The following is an 18,016-nucleotide window of genomic DNA, read 5'->3' as shown; positions in this document are numbered from 1 at the left end:
CTTCGCCTACCAAGCGAAAGTCAAAATTTAAAACATCACTAAAGATGAAAATTACCGGCATTTTATTGCTAGCAGTTACCATGCAGGTTTGCGCAACAGGAATGGCTCAAAAAGTAAGTCTGACATTTAAGAATGATAAGTTGTTGACGGTCTTTAGAGAGATAGAGAAACAGACTAATTACAGTTTTGTTTATGGGAAAGAGCAACTGATGAAAGCGCAAAACATTACGATTTCTATTCAGAATGAAAAATTAGAAACCGCCTTAGAGCTGATTTTCAAAAACCAACCCATGACTTATATGTTAGAAGGGAATCATGTGATCCTGAAAAAACGAAGTGATTTCGCAAATCTTTCAGAAATAATTCAACCCATACAATTGCAGATTAGCGGAAAAGTAACCGATGAAAATGGTTTGCCGCTTGCCGGAGCAAACGTACTTTTAAAAGGAACCAAAAAAACGGTTTTGACGCAGGATGACGGAAGTTTCGAAATTCAGATTCCAAGTTATAAAAGCACTTTGATCGTTTCCTTTACGGGCTTTATTTCAAGGGAAATAATACTTTCAGAAGGAGAGAATGCGATTACCGTTCAATTAAAAGAAGAAAACAAAACACTCGATGAAGTGGTAGTTGTTGGATATGGCTCACAAAAGAAAGGAAGTTTAACCGGTGCTGTTTCTTCTATAAACGGAGCCGCTTTGGTAAAAAGTTCTACTCCAAACGTTTCCAATACCTTAGTAGGAAGGGTTGCCGGAGTTATTGCGAACAACCGTTCCGGAAGACCCGGAGATGACAATGCAACCATTCTGATTAGAGGAATCAATTCTTTTGGAGGAGGAACAGGACCTTTAGTCGTGATTGACGGCATACCCGATCGAGATTTAAGCAGAATGAATCCCGCAGACATAGAAACGGTTACGGTTTTAAAAGATGCTTCAGCCGCTATTTATGGAGTGAGATCTGCCAATGGTGTAATTCTGGTGACCACTAAAAGAGGGAAACTAGGAAAACCAACGATTCAATACGACGGATCTTACGGAATACAGCAATTAACCAGAATGACCGAGCGTGTTAATTCGTGGCAGTATATGACCTATTATAACGAATTAAATGTAAACAAAGGAAATGCTGCACCCTACGCACAAGCAGATATTGATAAATACAAAGCAGGAAATGTTCCCAATTATACCAGTACAGACTGGATGAAAGCGGTCTTTAGACAAAATGCCCCACAATCGACTCAATCGCTATCCGTTAGTGGTGGGACCGAGGATGTGAAATACTATTTATCAGGCCAATATCTGAATCAGGAAAGTAATTTCAGAAACAGCGATGAATTGTTTAAACAATACAATCTGAGATCTAATATAGATGTAAAAATAAGCAACAACCTAAAAGTCAATTTTGATCTTGCCGGACGCAGAGAAACCAGAGTGTATCCTTCGGCATCGGTAGGTAGTATTCTTCATGAAACGGTTAGTATGTATCCGTTTATTCCGGATTATTATGCAAACGGACTTCCTTCTGCGGGTATTGCAAATGGCAGAAATCCCGTTATTATGACTTCTTCAGCTGCGGGATATGATAAAATTCAAAACCTGATCCTGAATCCAAAAATTGGATTTGAATTGAAAATGCCATACGTAACCAAAGGATTTTCTGTCAGTGGTTATGCCGCTTTTGATTATGCTTTGCGTAGCGAAAAGAGATTTACAAAACCCTGGGATGCGTACTCGTATGATAAAACTACCGATACTTACAACAATCAAAAAGCAAGTACTGCTATTTCGAGTGTAACACAAGACGAATTCCTGTCTAATGAAAATACGTATTTTTTTAAAGCAGCTTACGACAGACAGTTCGACAAACATGAAGTAAATGCTTTTTTAGGGTACGAGCAAACTACCAATATAAATAAGAGAACCACGGCTTACAGACGAGATTTATTAAGTGATCAATTGGATCAGATTTTCACAGGAAGTACTGTAGCGCAAGATGCCAATGGATTTGAATACCAGGACGGAAGAGAAAGTTATTTAGGCAGAGTGGCCTATAATTATGACGGTAAATATTTTGCAGAAGTTTCGGCTCGTTATAACGGATCATTCAATTTTCCTACCGAAAATCGCTGGGGAATGTTTCCCGCATTATCCTTAGGCTGGAAAATATCCAATGAAGATTTTTTCAAGGATAATATTAAAATAGTAGATCAGTTTAAAATTAGAGCTTCATGGGGAAAAATGGGTAACGATGCCATCGCACAATATTTGTTTATGACCCGATATCAATTGAATACGATTCAGGAGTATAATGTATATTTTGGAGATTATACGCAGGCGACTAATTTATACCTTTCATCAACACCAAATCCTAATATTACCTGGGAAAATCAAGACACAAAAGATATTGGTTTTGATGCTTCTTTTCTGGACAATAAATTAAAAGTAGGGTTTGATTATTTCCACTATGTAAGAAGTGATATTTTGGCAGCTCGTAGTGCTTCGGTTCCGCAGTACACAGGGTTAGTACTCCCGCCGGAAAACATTGGAAAATCACAAAATCATGGTGTAGACATAGCGGTTAGTTATGCTGGTGGTACGACAGATTTCAAATACAATGTAGGGCTTAATTTTACCTATGCCAAAAGCAAAGTCATTTTTCGTGATGAGTCCCCAAATATTCCCGAATGGCAAAGATCTACCGGAGAAGCAATCGATTCGTGGTTAGTGTATAAGACAAACGGAATCTATCGCAGTCAGGCAGATGTAGATGCATCTCCACACTTAGAAGGAGCAGCCCCCGGTGATCTTTGGCTAAAAGACATCGATAATGATGGTAGTATCACAAGCAACGATAAGGTAAGAATCCCCGAATCTGCTACACCAAAAATCGTGTACGGTATTCCAATGGGATGTCAGTACAAAGGATTTGGTTTGGATATTCTTTGGACGGGTCAAACCATGGCAAAGCAAATGATACTTCCTCAGGCGCAAGGTTCTATAATTGCCCCGCCAACCTGGTTGTATGATGGCAGATATACAGCCGAAAATCCAAATGCCCCATATCCGCGAGCATTCAACAGTACAGATAGCAGAAATAATGTTCCTGCCGATTTTTGGTTGAAAGATGCTTCATTTCTTCGTCTAAAATCTCTTGAAGTATCCTATGTATTACCAAAAAACATACTGAATAAACTAGGTGTTACAAACTTCAGATTTTATGTAGGAGGCTCTAATCTGTTCTCTATTGATAAAATGAAAAAATACAATGTTGATCCGGAAACGAATAATACCACGGGGATTAATTATCCTCAGGTACGAATTTACAGATTTGGATTGAATATCGGATTATAATAAAATAGCTAAAGAAAGAAGTATGAAAAATTTTAAAATAAGAAGTATAAAAAATAAAATAGTACTGGCTGTTTTTCTGATGGTCAGTGGACTGTTCTGGTCTTGTAGTGACGATATTTTGGACAAAGTTCCTTTAGATTCCTATACAGATGCGTCGGTATGGAATGATTTAAAGCTGACAGAAGCCTTTGTGAATAATTTGTACAATGTACTCCCAACTACACAACACAACTGGGATACCGCTACAAACCGCACTTGGGCACTGTCTGCTTCTTGTGATGAAGCGTATAATAAATTCAATGATTATAATTCGTCAATTATCAATTCGGGTGCACTGACACCGGATAATATGAATGAATTTGATATCTGGGCTCCAACCTATGCCATCATTCAAAATTGCAATATTCTGCTTTCTAAAATTGATCATGTTCCGGGTGATGCCCAATGGAGAAATCGTTTAAAAGGAGAAGGTACTTTTCTAAGAGCCTATGCGTATTTTAAATTAATCCGTGATTATGGCGGAGTGCCTTTAGTCAAAGAACCTTTTGATCTGAACAGTAATTTTAATGTAGATCGCAGTTCTTATGATGCATGTGCTGCCTTTATTTCGGATGAATTGGATAAAGCCGCTACCATGTTGCCTTTAGATCAGAGTGGTGCCAATTTAGGAAGAATCACCAAAGCAGCGGCCTTAGCATTGAAATCCAGAACACTATTGTATGCCGCAAGTCCGCAATGGAATCCGTCGAATGATTTGACAAAATGGAAGAAAGCGTCTGATGCTGCTAAAGCCGTAATCGATCTGAATGCATTTCAATTGTACACCGGAAATTATGCTGATTTATTCACTACCGCTAATTCGGAAATAATTGCCGTTCGTTTATCGAGTAAGGTTCCGCAATGGAGTGCTTTTAACGGGGTTGAAATGTTTAATTCGCCAAGTGGTTTTCATGGCTGGGCATCCTTTGCTCCAAGTCAGAATCTAATAGATGCTTTTGGAACGGCCGATGGTAAAGATATCACAGACCCGACATCAGGATACGATCCTCAAAAGCCATACAAAAACAGAGATCCGCGTTTTTATAAAGATATTGTTTATGATGGACGTTCCTATGGTAATCCTGCCTTTTGTCAGGACCGTTACAAAGCAGGACATTCAAACATGGCAGAGTTTTATGAAGGAGGTTTAGATTCTCCTCAAGGCTGGGATACCTGGAACAATAGTGCGACACGCTATACGTTCCGTAAATATTGTGATACTACTTTTAATTACAATACAGAAACCCAAACCAACAAGCCTTACATCATTTCGCGTCTGGCAGAGATTTATCTGAACTATGCCGAAGCACAATTTAAAACAGGCAATGATGCCACTGCGCTGCAATACTTGAATCTGATTAGAAAGCGCGCAGGAATAAACAATGATCTGCCGGCATTATCAGGAACAGCATTGGAGAATAAAATTTACAACGAAAGACAAATCGAATTGTGTTTTGAAGGGCACCGTTATTACGATGTACGTCGCTGGAAAATTGCCGAGGTAACAGAAAACAAACCATTAATGGGGGTAATTATCACCAAGAATACTAATGGTACAAAAACGTATACCTACACTAAAGTACAAGACAGGGTTTTTAAACCACAACATTATTTATTGCCAATTCCAAGAACAGAAATGAACAGGACAAGTCTTGTTCAGAATCCGGGATATAATTAAGGGTTTTGATTAGTTGAACGATATTATGAATCATAAGCATAATATCAATTTTGGTGCAAACCCACTTTTTAGAAATAAATAGCTGGGTTTGTTTTTTAGATTATTTATAAAAAAAACAAAAAATGAAAAATTTTAAAACAATAAAATGGGCTCTTATCAGTATGGCTTTTTACGGTACACAACTTTCTGCACAAAAGGTCGAAGATTTAGTACCCACACCACCAATGGGTTGGAACAGCTGGAACACTTTTCATACCAATATCGATGAAAAAATGGTAATGGAAACCGCAGACGCTCTTGTTTCCTCGGGCATGCGTGATGCAGGATACGTCTATTTGGTTTTAGACGATGGCTGGATGGCAATGGAAAGAGACCGTGAGGGAAATTTGGTTCCCGATCCTAAAAAGTTTCCACGCGGAATGAAGTTTGTTGCCGATTATGTACACTCCAAAGGATTAAAATTCGGAATGTACAATTGTGCCGGAACCCTAACCTGTCAAAAATACCCGGGAACACGCGGGTATGAGTATCAGGATGCAAGAAATTATGCCTCTTGGGACATTGATTTTTTAAAGTACGATTGGTGTAATACAGCCGGTATAAATGCCAAAGAAGCCTATACAACTATGAGTGATGCATTGCAAAAAACAGGAAAACCAATTTTGTTTAGTATCTGCGAATGGGGTGTAAATAAACCGTGGGAATGGGGAAAAGGAGTAGGGCAGTTGTGGAGAACAACAGAAGATATTTATCAGATTTTTGATTCGGTACACGACGAAGGAACCTGGAATTCTTTGAGTGTAATGCACATCGCCGATTTACAGTCCAATCTTCGTAAATACTCAGGACCGGGTCATTGGAACGATCCTGATATGCTGGAAGTAGGCAACGGAATGACTTATAATGAAGACAAAGCACATTTCGCTCTTTGGAGTATAATGGCGTCCCCGTTAATCGCCGGAAATGATGTTAGAAAAATGACAAAAGAAACCATAGAAATACTAACCAACAAGGAGATTTTAGCAGTCAATCAAGACCCGCTTGGGATTCAGGGATTCCGTTATCTGGACAAGGATGGATTGCAGGTTTGGTTTAAACCGCTTAAAAACGGAGATTGGGCAGTCTGTTTTGTAAATCGCAATACACTGGCCAAAACCATTAGTTTTGACTGGAGCAAAGAAAAAATTGTAGACGAGATCTATGCTCATTCATTAGATAAAAACAGCACCTACAACCTCTTGGATCTTTGGAGCAAGAAAAATGCCGGAACGACAGCCAAAGAACTAAAAGCGACAATAGAACCACATGGCGTATTGATGTACCGATTAAGTAAAAGCGCTCTTTAAGTTGTACAGCATGTTGCTTATAAATGTTAACAGCTATTGATATAACGTAAATACTATTTAACACATAGAGACATAGATTTAGGATTGACAATTTTTTAAGCTTAACAAGCTATGTCTCTATGTGTTAAAAATAACTATGCGCAACAGTTTGATATCGTATTCAGATAAATGAGACTTAACACATAGAGACATAGATTTAGGATTGACAATTTAAAGTCAATCAATAAAAACAAATTTTTGTAAGATACCTTATGTGTTTTATTTTAAGTGAAACGTCTTTTTTTAGGCTCAGCGAACTATGTCTCTATGTGTTAAAAACAATTATACGCAACAGTTTGATAGAGCAATAGAATCACAAATTTAAAATCAATTGAATGAAGAAGTTATGTATTGGCAGCAGAGCGATTTTTTTTGCTGTTATTTTAGTTTTAGTAACCTGTAAAACGTTTTCACAAGAAAACAGTCGGTGGGAAATTGAGCAAAACGGATCAATTACATGGAAGATAAAAGATAATATTCCACACAAAGATCACATAGAAATGAGTGGTAGAAAAATCTCCGCTGTGCTTCGTTACGGAGTAGGAGCAGACGGTTCTTTTCATAGTACCCGTAGTTTAGTTTGGCCTATGTTACGAACGATTCCAAACAACACGCATGCCAGTTTTACCCGCCAGTTTGCTCAGGATGCGATGCGGTTTGTTTTGGTAAACTATAAGCCGATTGTCAATGAAAAGGTAGTTTTGGTAACAATAGATGGAACTTTACTCGCAAAAAGTAAAGTCGATAATACCTTAGAACTAACCCGACAGTATTTTCCGTCAACCTCTTTGCCTGTTTTCTGCGAAAATTACACGATCAAAAATACAGCTGATAAAAGCTGTGTAGTAGAAATTCCGAAAATTAATTTTGAGTATAAGTCAGAGGAGGATAAAGGAACAGAAGGCAGTTATACCGTAATAACCCGAGTTGCTAATGAAGGAACTTTTGTGTTACAGCCCGGCGAAACGATTGATTTCTCTGTTTTTTACTGTGCTACTAAAAAGAACGAATCCATACCGGAATTGAATATGGAAACAGAGAAAAAGAATCGTTTGGAACTGGTTCGTCAATTAAGAACTAAATTGGTACTAGAAACTCCTGATCCGATACTGAATACCGAATTTGAGTTTGCAAAACTAAGAGCCGCCGAGAGTATTTTTGAAACAAAAGGAGGACCCATGCACAGTCCCGGAGGAGAATCGTATTATGCGGCAATCTGGGCCAACGATCAGGCAGAATACATTGGTCCTTTTTTTGCGTATTTAGGTTATGATTACGCTAATAAAGCCTCTTTGAATGCGTATTTGCTTTTTGCGAAATACATCAACAAAGAATATAAGCCCATACCAAGTTCGATTGTAGCAGAAGGAACTGATATCTGGGACGGTGCAGGCGATCGTGGTGATGCCGCCATGATTGCTTATGGCGCAGCACGTTACGCACTGGCAAGAGGGAATGTTAGCGAAGCAGAACAAGTATGGCCTTTAATTGAGTGGTGTTTAGAATATTGTAGGTTAAAGCTAAATTCAGAGGGAGTAGTCGATTCGGATTCTGATGAGCTCGAAGGACGATTTCCGGCAGGGAAAGCGAATCTTAATACTTCATCTTTGTATTATGACGCCTTAAATTCAGCAGTTTATCTGGGTAGAAGTTTGAAGAAAAATCCAAAACAACTGGATTTGTATAAACTCCAATCGCAGAACTTAAAAGCGGCTATCGAAAAGTATTTTGGTGCTGAGGTGGATGGATTTCTAACCTATAAATATTACAAAGAAAATGATGTTTTGCGTGCCTGGATCTGCACACCTCTGACGATGGGTATTTACGATCGTCAAAAAGGAACGATTGCCGCCTTGTTTTCTTCTAAATTATGGACTCCCGATGGACTCGCCAGTGCAGCCGGTGACAAAACCTTCTGGGACCGCTCGACTTTATATGCTTTAAGAGGAGTTTTAGCCGCAGGAGAAACCGATAAAGCATTGGATTTTTTGCATTACTATTCCGAACGCCGTTTGTTGGGCGATCATGTTCCTTATCCGGTAGAGGCATATCCTGAAGGAGATCAACGTCATCTTTCGGCAGAAAGCGGTTTATATTGCAGGGTTTTTACGGAAGGATTATTTGGTATTCGTCCTGTGGGGTTAAATAGTTTTACTTTTACGCCCCGTCTTCCTAAATCATGGCCGGGTATGAGCTTGCGAAACATAAATGCTTTTGAACAGAATTTTGATATTACAGTTAAACGAACCAATAACGGACTAAAAGTAACCGTTTCGAATCAGAATAAAATATGGTTTGAAAAACAAATCAAGGAAGGAAATTTAATTCAGGTGACATTCGATAAATAATAACAAATAAAGAAACCTTTGATGTTTAATCAAGGGACACAAATACAGCTCTAAAATGAATTTTTATAACTTAAATGGTTTAAAAGAGATCTGTATAATCCATTAAATTCTATCTAACTCTTTTAAGTTATTAAAAAAGAAGTTGTTTAGATTCCTCGTTTTCGCGACCACCTTCATCATTTTGCGACGAATTTCACCACTTGGTACAAATTATTTTTTTGCCACTGATTAAAAGGATTTACACAGATTTTATAAATCATTTTAATCCATTGATCAGTGGCATTTTTCTTGCTCATAGAGGTGTCAAGTTAGCAATTCTTTTTGCAGTAAAGACAGAACTCTAAAACTTGTAATTAACGCCAGCTGTAACAAAACCTTTGATTCCAAATCCTAATTCAGCAAATCCGCTTAATTTTTCTCCAACACGCAAGCCAATTGGATTAACCTGCCAACCCAAATCGATAGAATTGTTTTTAATTACGTTCTGATTTGTTTCTGTTATTTTTTCGTTCGTAAGATAAGCACCGATGCTTGCTGAACCATAGAGGTCTACTAGCGGTATCCTTAAATAAGTGTAATTTGCAGTAGGCAAAATCAATATGTAGTCAACAGCTCTCTTTACTGTCTTTGAAGTTTTTTCTGTTATCATTTTAGAGCTGTAATTCTGGTAACCAAGATCAAGTCCAACTCTACTTCTATCCGTAATTTGATACCTGTAACCGGCTTCTATCATACCAAAAGAGGATTCGGACTCTATCTTTGTTTTTTCTCCTGTAAAGCCATCAATAATGGCTGTTGGTAAAATATTTGAAAAGGAATCAATTGCACCAAGAGTAAAACCATCACTATAAGCCACATGTACTTCATTATTGTCAAAATCCTGTGCTTTGATTGATCCTGTTATTATACAGAATAACATTGTTATAACAATACTTGTTTTCATTTAAGATATTATTTTAAGGTTAATTGTCGAAAAAACAAAGATGAACACGAGGTACTAAAAATCAAAAATCAATTTATAATGACTTGTTTTTGATTTATTTATGATAAAAAAGAGTAGCGAATTTCTAAACGACTTGCCAAAAAAATTATGAAGCTCTTTTGTTGCACAATACCAAATTGGCGGAGCACACTTTTACATTTTCTCCTCATTTATTTATAGTGCTAAATTTATAAATGTTGGTCTGGGAGAGAATTCTGAAAATTGCGGCAGGATTTTTTAGGATAGGTTAAACAGAATGAAAAAAAAAGTAAACAAAATAAAACTTTCAGAAGTATTATAAGGCAGGTTTACTTCAAGAAACCTTTGTTTTGTCGGAATTAACCAATGATTGAGTAGTTGTTGAATTTATTAATGACTATTTTTTTTATGTATTTGTTTGATTTTGTTTAATAAATGTTGCTCTGTTAACTTTTTTTTAATTAATTTTAACTAGCTCATACATAAGGCGCTAAGCGCAAATCAATTTTTTTTGTTGCTGCCAATCACAGCAATTTTCAACAAACGTTATCTGCCCCAAATGATGGCTGTTTGCTATAGAGTAAGATTTTTTAAGCCTACCAATTAATTGATTAATTCTCTACTGTTTTTAAGTAGAGACATTTTTATACTTAACGCTTATGAGAAGAAAAGTACTTAACGCACCCTTTTTTTTGTGCTCTCTGGTTTCTTTATTTTTTAGTTATTCAGAACTAAGTGCAAACACGGATCAACTCAACAGCAGTACTAAAGCTGTATTTGAGTCTTCTTTTAAAAACGAAAATGAAACTGTTTATATCGATTTATCGAGACAGGATTTCTTGTTGGGTAGAAAATCAATTCAAAGGCGTTTAATTGATTCCGAAAGTTGATAATCGAAACGGCAGGCTGTAAGAATTAGCTGATTCTATGCTATAACGTCGCTAAAATAGGGAGTAGTCCGGAGAATATTATTTTTTTCAAATGTAAAGTAGACGACAATTCTACTTTTTTATAGAATTTAATTTTGAAGTGTAAAATGTTCGCTTTCAAAAATAATATAGTAATACCATAATAGCTTTTATTTTTTGAAGTTGTTTTCTGTTTTGGTTAGGATTAGTTAGCTGATAAATAGAAATCTAAGTGTAATTTAATTTTTTTTAGTGCTGTTCATTGCAGCATTTTTTTACAAATGTTATTTGACTTTTTAACGGTCATTAACAAAGAAATGAGATTCATTTTAGGAATAAACTGAATTTCAATTTTTAGTATTTAGATAAAATTAATTTGTTCCCTTCCATTTTATACCAAATGGGGGATTTTTATATGTAACGCTTATGAGAAGAAAAGTACTTAACTCGCTATTTTTTTTGTGCTCCTTTTATGGGCTATTAAACAATAGTTCTAAGTACATACAATATAAAAAAGGTCGAAAACACCAATGAAATCAATACTTCACAGCAAAAAAGGTCGAAATTAGTTAAAAACAAAATTTCCATTTAAATACCAATAAATGCCAATTAAATGCCTGTTAAATACAAACTAATTACCGACTAGTATAAGTAAGTACCAAAACAAGTGTAATAACGGCGTAAAATGCCCGTTTAATTGATGTTTAAGCATATTTACACTAAAAATTAAGTCTCTATAAAGGGGCTTTTTTTATGAAATAAAGTGTATTATTCAAAAGTTGAAATTTTGCTTTTTTTATATTGGATGGACAGTTGGGTGGACATTTGGGTGGACAAAGTTTATAATTTATAAACAAGTTTATATATGCCTAATTATACTTTAAGCCCTGTTTATGTATAAAAACAACAAACTCACGGTACTTAATAACATTAGAAAAGCCGTGAAAGCCCCGTATTTACTATGTTTTGGCGGGTTATAGATAAAAAAAAACGCTTTTTTAAGTGCTATTAATGCTTTTTTGATTCTATTCTTTGTCTTTTAATAGCTCTATTTCTGATTTTAATTTTTGAACCTCTTGATTAAGGTTTTCAATTTTGTCTTTTTGCAAGTCAATTATATATTTTTGGTTCTCTAGCGTGGTACGTGCGTTTTCTAAATCCTTTTTTAGGGGTTCTAATTTATTATCATTTAAATGCTCTTTAAACGTGCTTTTTTCACTGTTTAAATGCTCGTTTTTTTCTTCTTTAATCATTTTGCCTTTTCCAGTTAAAAGCCACTCAGCAGATAGCTCTGGATAATTCTCCAATATTTTGGATAGAAATAAATCAGACGCTCCCGAATCCTGATGCGATTTATCAATAAAACCTTTTTTTAATTCAGTTTTTTTTAAAAATTCACTCGGTTTAATTCGTTGATTTTCAATAAAATATATTATTCTTTTTCGTGAAGTATCCAAAATATAGGTAATTTTAAATTAATTTGGGATAAATATCCAATATTTTGGATATATTTGCATTATAAATGTTTCAATAATAAGCAAATATATGGAAGAAAAAGAAATAGAGGCAATTAAAACGGCAATTAAATCGAAAATTGAAACTGGGGATTATATTACATTAAGTAAGGTTTTAGGTATAAAAAGAAGTACGGGAGTTTCAAGATATATGCGAAATAATAAATCGGCTGTTTTATGTATGCAAAATATAATCTTAGAAAAAGAAAAAATGATTGATAAACTAAAAAAAAAATATGCGTAGATATAATCCTTATGTTTTTTATAAAGGAAAGTTAGCCATTAAAGATAGTTCCCTCTATTGGTTCAAAAATGCTAAAGGTAAATTAACTCATACTAAAGAAATTATAAGCCAAAAAATTGCTAATGGTGAAATAATTAGAGTTAAAAATACTGGCGGACGATTAAGATACGGGCTTTTAGACTATGACCACTTAAGATATTCTCTTAAAGAAGAACTAATAAGAGCATACGGACTACCACCAAAAATAATTAACGAATAATGATAAAAACTTCTCAGGGTAATAATTAAAAAATCAACATTATGAAAAATCCAATTACAACAAAAAAAGTGCATACCGTAAGTGATGAGTTAACCAGTATGCAAACTGCTACAACGGTATATTTATTTGGGATTGCTATTTGCACATTAACAAACAATAGAAAGGTAAATATTAGCGTAGGACAATAAAAAAAGGTGGCTTTTACTAGAAGCCACCCTTAGAAACTTTAAAAACGAATTTTTAAAATCTTTAGAACGACAAACTTATGAAAACGAATCAAGAAAACCAAGTAGCAGTATTGAACCAATTGGCATTAGTAAACAATTCTCAAAAATTAGGAAATCAACAACCCGATTTAAATGCTTTAAGTGGTATTACAGCATCGCACGCAATAGTAACTAATGTAGAGTTTTTGAATGGTAAAAGCACAGCGATAGTAACACTATTCAATTGTAGTGAATTTGATTTTGAAGAGGTTAATAGGGGTATTGGAATAACATTAAGCAACCATTTAGGGCTTGCATCAAAACAAGCTACACTTTACAAGTTAAACAAAGGAAATTTACAAGAAACCGCAATATTTAAAAAGCAATATTATAACAACAACTAATGATTTTAAAACAAACTTCTGACATCTTTTTTTAATTCCTTGACCACAGCCCAGCCACCTTTTTAAAGGTGGTTTTGGTGTTTTTATAAGTAAATGATAAAACTATGTGTACAAAAAAAATAAGGGTAGTCCAGTTATTTAAACGTGGTTTAAGTCAGAGACAAATAGCAATAAAATTGGGGTTAAATGAAATGATTGTTGAATTATGGTTAAAACCAATTAAAGCAAGTAAAGAAGAGAATAAAACGAATATCGGAATTTTAGAGGACAAGTTAAAAACCTTGCTAGAAAACAAAACGGCAACCGCACGAGAAATTAAGGATATAACAGCCGCAATCAAACAATTAGAAAGTCGATTTTAATTAGCAATAAAAAGAGTAACAAAAATGGATAGAGAATTACGACTTGAAGAACTACAAATGATTTTAGAGTATTGCACGGCAAAAAACAAAAGCGTTTTTTCAATTGGCGAAAGGATTTGCATAAACCAAGAGCGTGGAATACTCATGAACGATGATGTAATAATTAACAGACCGTTTGAATATTCTAAAAAAATGCAATCAAAGATAGATTTTACTTTATCTAAAATAGAAAATCAAAAATTAATTTAAAAATAGAATTTATGAATGAAATTTTAATGTACGGAGAAATAGGTTTTGATATAACTGATTCGCAATTTATCAAAGAACTTGACCAGTTCAAAGGTCAAGAGGTTAAAATTCGAGCCAACTCCCCAGGGGGAGAAGTCTTTCAAGGATGGGCTATGTATAACGCCATTAAAGAACACGGTCAATGCGATATGCAAATTGATGGTTTAGCGGCTTCAATGATGACTGTTATAATGTTGGCTTGTCGCAAAATATCAGCTTCAAGAAACGCAATGATTATGATACATAATCCGAGTTCTGGTGGTGGTGGGGATAGCAAAAGGTTAAAAAAAGATGCGGAACTATTAGACAAAGTCAAAAATCTAATTGTTACTAGCTATTCAGAACGTACAGGTATAAGCGAGAATGAAATATCTGTAATGTTAGATGCAGAAACGTGGTTAACGGCTGAGGAAGCTTTAGAAAAAGGGTTTATTGATGAAATTACGGATGAAGTATTGCAAAGTACAGAACCCAATAATTTAAAGAATAAAAAACCAAAGGCGGTTTATATGAGTTTTAAAAAAGAAGCTCCAAAAAAACAATCCTTAACCGCTATTTTAGGTTTACAGGCAAACGCTGAAGCCGAAACTGTTTTAAAAGCAATAAGTGCTTTAAAAAACACAAACACATCACTTGAAGCCGAAAACAAAAGGATTAAGGCGCAAATCAAGCAGGAACAAAAAGAAGAGGCAAAAAAAATAACTGCGATTGCTATAGAAAAAGGTGTTATCAATAAAAACTTAGAGCGTATTCAATTAATGGCTTTTGATGCTGATTTTAAAAAGGCAAAAGAAGATTTATTAAACGCAATAAGCGAGGTTGACGGCTCTAGTGTTCAAATGGAAAACCATAGGTTAATTAGAAGTGTGATTTTAGGTTCTAAAACTGCTACCGATGAAGTTAAAACCGCAAAGCCTAAAAGTGAATGGACTTTACAGGACTACCGAAAAAATGCCCCAAAGGAACTTGAGAACGACCGAGACCTTTATAACAAATTAGTAAAACAAGAGTATAAACATTAATTTTTTTAAATATTTTACATTATGAATACATTGAATAAACAAGTTTGGATTAGCCAAATTATGGAGAATTTTTATCCCGAAGCATCATTTTTAAATTATGCTAAGGATATGACAGAATTTGTCGAAAACGACAAAATAAACTTAGCTGATTGTGGTTTTGACCCTGATGTTTACATTAATAATACAACATATCCAATTCCAATCGTTCAGAGAACCGACACGCCTCTTTCTCTTGAATTGGATTTGTACGAAACGGAAAACACGCTTGTTAGAAGTCCAGAGGCTGTTGAATTGGCTTATGACAAGCTAGAGAGTGTAATTTACGGACATCGAAATACTTTAAGAGCTAAATCGGGTCAAAAAGCAGCTCACGCCTATGCTCCGAACTCAAACACAGAAAACACGCCTATTCTTGTAACCACTGGAGCAGATAACGGCGAAGGTTATAAAAGGCTAGCCCCTGAGGACATACTAAAATTAAAAAAGAAGTATGATTTACTAGATATACCTTTCGAAAAAAGATATTTAGTATTAGACCCAAATCATGTTGAAGATTTGATTCTTTACGACTTGAAAGCGTTTAAAGATATTACCGACTTTGTGAATGGGCAACCAAATAGATTCGCTGGCTTTAATATTTTGCAATACACTAAAACGCCTAGGTACAATTTTTTAACAAAAGAAAAAATTCCTTTTGGAGCTGTTGAAGATGCTAACACAACATTCGGTTCGTTTTCTTTTAGTTCTGAGGAGGTAATGAAAGCGGATGGTAGCGTAAATATGTTTGAAAGAATTAACGACCCCGAACTTAGAGCCACTATAGTAGGTTTTGACAAAAGATTTTTGGCATTGCCAATTAGAAATAAAGCACTAGGGGCTATTATATCATCAAAAATTTAGAATTATGAATGCGTATGAATTTATTATACAAATGAAAAACATGGCATCTTCGCCGCTACGACAAATAGCGGCGAGTGTTGGCATGACTAATAATCGAGTTGAAGGATTAAACAGTACTTTTAGAAGTACAGAAAGTTCTTCAAATTCTTTTTTCTCTTCTATGGGTTCGGGCTTTAAAACAGTAATTGGTTTAGTTGGTGCGTTAGGTATTTCCCTTGGTGTTGTTGCAGGAATCAAGGCGGTTTTTAATATGGGGGTCGAAATGGAGCAAACAAATACCAAGTTTGAAGTTTTGCTCGGTTCCGTCGGTAAGGCTCGGGATATGCTCGGGCAATTAAACTCATATGCTGATGCAACGCCTTATAGTAATGAGGGAATTATTAAAGGTGCTGAAACAATGCTTGGTTTTGGTATTGCCCAGGAGAAAGTAATGGGTAATATGAAAATGTTAGGAGATGTTGCAATGGGTAATGAGGCACGCTTAGATTCATTATCCTTGTCATTTTCTCAAGTTATGGCAACTGGGCATTTGATGGGACAAGATATGAATCAAATGATTGGTCAAGGTTTTAATCCACTTCAAATAATATCCGAAAACACGGGTATTTCAATGGGTAAACTAAAGGATAAAATGGAACAGGGAGCTATATCTTCGGGGATGGTTTCGGAAGCCTTTAGACTTGCTACTGCTGAAGGTGGAAGGTATCACGATATGGCTAAAAAAATGGCTGAAAGTGCGGGCGGTAAATGGACAACAATGACGGGGACATTTAAAAATCAAATAAGTCGAATAGGTATGGCTTTTGCCGAATGGATAAAACCACTATTTGACGTGGGTACGGCTGTAGCTGAAAATATTATTCCTTTTGGGCATGCTGTAGCAAGTGTTGTTAAGTGGATTATTGAGGCAAAACCGTTATTGTTTTTCTTTGGAGCTTTGGTTACCACATTGGGAGTTTCATTTGTTGCAGCTAATGCAGGCTTTTGGATATTCTCAGCTCAATTTGCTTTATTTGAGGCACGGCTTTGGTTAGCAACTACAGCGCAAACAGCTTTCAATTTTGCAATGAATATGAACCCTATTGGTTTGGTTGTAATTGCTATCACCGCACTAGTTGCTATTGTTTGGGCGTGTTGGAATCGTTTTGAAGGATTTCGTGGCGTGATAATGGGAACTTGGGAAGTGCTGAAAGGCTTTGGAACTGCAATTAAAGATTATGTAATTAATCGAATACACGATCTATTATCAGGTATTACTGGAATGGGTAGCGCACTACTTGCTTTCTTTAAAGGAGATTTTAAAAACGCTTTTGAAATTGGTAAAAAAGCCGTGGGCGATTTGATGGGTGTTGACTCTAAGAAAAAACTCTTTGACGATGGTTTGAAAGCGGCTAGAACATTTTCTAAAGGATACAATGATGGTGTTAATATGAAAGCTAAAGAAGTCGGAATACAAACAAAGGGTTCGAAAACTCCAACACCTGACTATTTAAAGCAAGATAAATCAAAAGTTTTTGCTGATCTGATGAATGATACTGGAAAAGGAAAAAAAGGAAAAGGAAAGGGAGAAAAAGGCGATAACATTGTTTCGGGAGGTTCTAAAATGACAACCATTAATGTAACCATCCATAAGCTACAGGATGACACAAAAATATTTGTTGAAAATACCGAAAAAGGAATTGAAAGATTAGGCGAAACGGTGCAAGAAATATTATTAAGAGCTGTAAATAGTGTAAACCAAATGCAAACCAGTTAATATATGGAGAGTAAACAAGAGCGTTTAAATAGGAGAAATAAAGCAATACGAACTAGTTTTGAGAAGAAAACGAAAGCGCAAAAAAAATGGACGATTGAAGCCGTAATTGAGAGTGTTGCAAAAGAGTTTTATTTGTCTGTTAGAACTATTAATGCGGTTATATCGTATGAGGGGATTTACAAATAAAAATTTGTATATTTGCATTGTCAGGCTTGCGGGTCGGGCAATGCTCAATAGAATACCATTATGCTGCTCTATTGTTCGATAGCATAAAAAAAAGCCCCGATTGGGGCTTTTTTTATTTATTCTCTACTCATTGACTCAATTCACGAAAAAGTGTTTAATACGTTTGGATTTAATACAGACTCGAAAGATGTGTTTAAACATCT

16 protein-coding genes are annotated in these 18,016 nt (G+C 35.4%); 14 read left to right on the top strand and 2 right to left on the bottom strand.

Translation table 11 applies throughout. The annotated features are described in order from the left end of the window. Positions 1 to 44 precede the first annotated feature (44 nt). From LNP23_RS17205 to LNP23_RS17190, 4 genes are all read left to right on the top strand, one after another. On the top strand, positions 45 to 3,353 hold the full coding sequence (locus tag LNP23_RS17205; protein WP_230002132.1) for a SusC/RagA family TonB-linked outer membrane protein: 3,309 nt from the start codon (positions 45 to 47) through the stop codon (positions 3,351 to 3,353). A 22-nt stretch (positions 3,354 to 3,375) separates the two neighbouring features. Next, the gene (locus LNP23_RS17200) at positions 3,376 to 5,070 is read left to right on the top strand and encodes a RagB/SusD family nutrient uptake outer membrane protein (RefSeq protein ID WP_230002131.1); all 1,695 of its coding nucleotides are present in this window, start codon (positions 3,376 to 3,378) and stop codon (positions 5,068 to 5,070) included. Between the two features lie 122 nt (positions 5,071 to 5,192). Continuing rightward, on the top strand, positions 5,193 to 6,416 hold the full coding sequence (locus LNP23_RS17195) for a glycoside hydrolase family 27 protein (RefSeq protein WP_230002130.1): 1,224 nt from the start codon (positions 5,193 to 5,195) through the stop codon (positions 6,414 to 6,416). Positions 6,417 to 6,790: 374 nt separating this feature from the next. Next, complete coding sequence (locus LNP23_RS17190; RefSeq protein WP_230002129.1) at positions 6,791 to 8,803, top strand: hypothetical protein; 2,013 nt, start codon at positions 6,791 to 6,793, stop codon at positions 8,801 to 8,803. 340 nt (positions 8,804 to 9,143) lie between these two features. On the opposite strand, the gene LNP23_RS17185 is transcribed toward LNP23_RS17190, so the two are convergent. Then, positions 9,144 to 9,746: a hypothetical protein gene (locus tag LNP23_RS17185; protein ID WP_230002128.1), complete on the bottom strand. Its 603-nt coding sequence runs from the start codon at positions 9,744 to 9,746 to the stop codon at positions 9,144 to 9,146. 1,951 nt (positions 9,747 to 11,697) lie between these two features. Continuing rightward, positions 11,698 to 12,129 carry a hypothetical protein gene (locus LNP23_RS17180; protein ID WP_230002127.1) on the bottom strand — a complete coding sequence of 144 codons (432 nt, stop codon included), beginning with the start codon at positions 12,127 to 12,129 and terminating at the stop codon, positions 11,698 to 11,700. An 88-nt stretch (positions 12,130 to 12,217) separates the two neighbouring features. On the opposite strand from LNP23_RS17180, the gene LNP23_RS17175 reads away from it, so the two are divergent. From LNP23_RS17175 to LNP23_RS17130, 10 genes are all read left to right on the top strand, one after another. Further along, positions 12,218 to 12,430, top strand: a complete 213-nt coding sequence (locus LNP23_RS17175; protein ID WP_230002126.1) for a hypothetical protein — start codon at positions 12,218 to 12,220, stop codon at positions 12,428 to 12,430. Beyond that, entirely contained in the window at positions 12,423 to 12,689 is a 267-nt protein-coding gene (locus LNP23_RS17170; RefSeq protein ID WP_230002125.1) for a hypothetical protein, read from the top strand. Before LNP23_RS17175 ends, LNP23_RS17170 begins: the two co-directional genes overlap by 8 nt. A 41-nt stretch (positions 12,690 to 12,730) precedes the next feature. After that, positions 12,731 to 12,877, top strand: a complete 147-nt coding sequence (locus LNP23_RS17165) for a hypothetical protein (RefSeq protein ID WP_230002124.1) — start codon at positions 12,731 to 12,733, stop codon at positions 12,875 to 12,877. A 77-nt stretch (positions 12,878 to 12,954) separates the two neighbouring features. After that, complete coding sequence (locus tag LNP23_RS17160) at positions 12,955 to 13,299, top strand: hypothetical protein (RefSeq protein ID WP_230002123.1); 345 nt, start codon at positions 12,955 to 12,957, stop codon at positions 13,297 to 13,299. A 104-nt stretch (positions 13,300 to 13,403) separates the two neighbouring features. Then, positions 13,404 to 13,661, top strand: a complete 258-nt coding sequence (locus LNP23_RS17155) for a helix-turn-helix domain-containing protein (protein ID WP_230002122.1) — start codon at positions 13,404 to 13,406, stop codon at positions 13,659 to 13,661. A 24-nt stretch (positions 13,662 to 13,685) separates the two neighbouring features. Continuing rightward, positions 13,686 to 13,910, top strand: a complete 225-nt coding sequence (locus LNP23_RS17150) for a hypothetical protein (RefSeq protein ID WP_230002121.1) — start codon at positions 13,686 to 13,688, stop codon at positions 13,908 to 13,910. 11 nt (positions 13,911 to 13,921) lie between these two features. After that, positions 13,922 to 14,971 (top strand): head maturation protease, ClpP-related, encoded by a 1,050-nt coding sequence (locus LNP23_RS17145; RefSeq protein ID WP_230002120.1) that lies wholly within the window; start codon positions 13,922 to 13,924, stop codon positions 14,969 to 14,971. Between the two features lie 21 nt (positions 14,972 to 14,992). Then, entirely contained in the window at positions 14,993 to 15,871 is an 879-nt protein-coding gene (locus tag LNP23_RS17140; RefSeq protein ID WP_230002119.1) for a hypothetical protein, read from the top strand. A 4-nt stretch (positions 15,872 to 15,875) separates the two neighbouring features. Continuing rightward, positions 15,876 to 17,627: a tape measure protein gene (locus tag LNP23_RS17135; RefSeq protein ID WP_230002118.1), complete on the top strand. Its 1,752-nt coding sequence runs from the start codon at positions 15,876 to 15,878 to the stop codon at positions 17,625 to 17,627. 3 nt (positions 17,628 to 17,630) lie between these two features. Beyond that, positions 17,631 to 17,813 (top strand): hypothetical protein, encoded by a 183-nt coding sequence (locus tag LNP23_RS17130; RefSeq protein WP_230002117.1) that lies wholly within the window; start codon positions 17,631 to 17,633, stop codon positions 17,811 to 17,813. Positions 17,814 to 18,016 lie beyond the last annotated feature (203 nt).

Source organism: Flavobacterium cupriresistens, from assembly GCF_020911925.1.
Lineage (GTDB): Bacteria > Bacteroidota > Bacteroidia > Flavobacteriales > Flavobacteriaceae > Flavobacterium > Flavobacterium cupriresistens.
Note: the sequence above shows the minus strand (reverse complement) of the source record. Positions and strands in the feature narration are given on the sequence as shown.